Source organism: Bacillus sp. JJ1127, from assembly GCF_036965845.1.
Taxonomy (GTDB): domain Bacteria; phylum Bacillota; class Bacilli; order Bacillales; family Bacillaceae_G; genus Bacillus_A.
The window spans coordinates 1-1796 of sequence record NZ_JBALQK010000157.1 but is presented as its reverse complement, the minus strand read 5'-3'; the positions used below and the strand labels follow the sequence as shown (position 1 = coordinate 1796).

The following is a 1796-nucleotide window of genomic DNA, read 5'->3' as shown; positions in this document are numbered from 1 at the left end:
TTTCTTCTTCATTCTTACAAACTGTCCAATATAACGTTTGTTCTTTCAATAATCTATTATAACATCTTGGCTTCATGGACGCTGCAACACATTTCATATTACAGTAATATGTATCATCATATTTACAGCGCCACCCTTTCCTAATTCCTTTTTCACCTGATGTGCATGATTACAAATGTATTTCTTCCTTTCTTTTAAAAGGATTATTTTGTCTAGTTTTGTCATTGCATACATTAAAGGTACTTCATGATATACTTTTAATACCTTACATAAATTTACTAATATGCAAAAAGGAGGTGACGAAATAAATAAGTGGATTATTGCTATGGTATATTCCTCTCTTTTAACAACACTTTGTTATTTATCAATTAAAGCATTAATTTTTTCTGCCATGAATACAGCTTCATTTCCTAATGCTCTGTTTTTTATCACAATATTGGAAATGATATTCGGTGTTTGGATACTGGCATTTGGAATTAAAAAATATATTTCTAACGAAAATAAAAAAGACCGTCGGAAACTTAAAATTATGTTTTCTATCATTTCAGTTCTATCTTGCTATATTGATATAATATTATTCTTCATTTAATACATGTTACAACTGATATATATTCTAATCTTTCTCTTCCTCCATGAATAAATCTCAGCATTCCGTCAATACTGTAGATACCATAATATTTCTCCAATCTCCCTGGAGCCGAGCAGTTAGCCTTTGCTAGCTGCTCTTTTATTTAAAACAAAGAGGGTCTGCTATTCGTAGCAGACCCTCTTTTGTTAACCTGGAGCTTAATTGATGCTTTCGTTAAATTATTTTTGAATAATTGCCCAGCAAAGAGCTATTTCTGTTTTGTTATTATTCGCTATAAAACATATACAGTCTCATACGGAAACGATCAAAAAGACATTCCAGCCTGTGTAATCTACATCGGATAATAGGATTGTGATGAATAGTACGATTGTGATGGATAATAAGACTGTAATGAATGGTACGATTGTGATGGATAATAAGACTGTAATGAATGGTACGATTGTGATGGATAATAACTTTGTTGCATTTGTTGTGCTTGTAATGCTTGTTGCTGTGCTTGTATAGCCTGATGAACAGCTTGAATTGTACTTTGTGCAGGTAAAGGACGCATTTGCGTTTCAATGTAAAAATAATTGCGAAGCATTCTTTATTCACCTCTGTAAATATTTTTGTCTTCCATCTTCCATACTATGAATATTGAATTAAAGTGGATAATTCATGAAACTTTTCACCTTGTAATCCCTAAATCTTTTCCTATTCAAATAGCGTTTTTGTTACATTACTTATGAATCAGTTCCCATCAAATAACTATGATTTTTTTGTTATAGTTTGCTATAAGTTATATTCCGTTCCATACGGAATCGTTGAAAAAGTTATTCCATGCTGTGTAGTGTACATTGGGTAATCATATTGCACTGGATAGTAAGGTTGTATACTTTGTTGCATTTGTTGCTGTGCCTGTAACGCTTGTTGAACAGCTTGAATTGTACTTTGTGCTCCACTATACGTTATACCTCCACCATACGCAGCAGGAATTCTCAATTGTTTATTAAAATAAGGATAAAACATTATTGGCCAACTCACTTTCATATAAATTACTACAAAATATGTTATGAAGATTAATTTTTGAAAGTGTTAAGCAAAACGAATTATCTTATTCGTTACCTCCCTACTAAATAAGGATTTTATTTAATTCTCTACCTTGTTTCTCCGACGTTTCGTTCTAAATATTAATAAACTAAAATATGCTAAAATATATAATTATAAC

At 31.1% G+C, this 1796-nt stretch carries 2 protein-coding genes; both read right to left on the bottom strand.

Translation table 11 applies throughout. The features are described 5' to 3' along the window. Positions 1–920: 920 nt before the first annotated feature. Positions 921–1172: a hypothetical protein gene (locus tag V7183_RS15950; RefSeq protein WP_335360140.1), complete on the bottom strand. Its 252-nt coding sequence runs from the start codon at positions 1170–1172 to the stop codon at positions 921–923. Positions 1173–1360: 188 nt separating this feature from the next. After that, positions 1361–1597, bottom strand: coding sequence for a DUF3947 family protein (locus tag V7183_RS15945; RefSeq protein ID WP_335360139.1), 237 nt, complete (start codon positions 1595–1597; stop codon positions 1361–1363). Positions 1598–1796 lie beyond the last annotated feature (199 nt).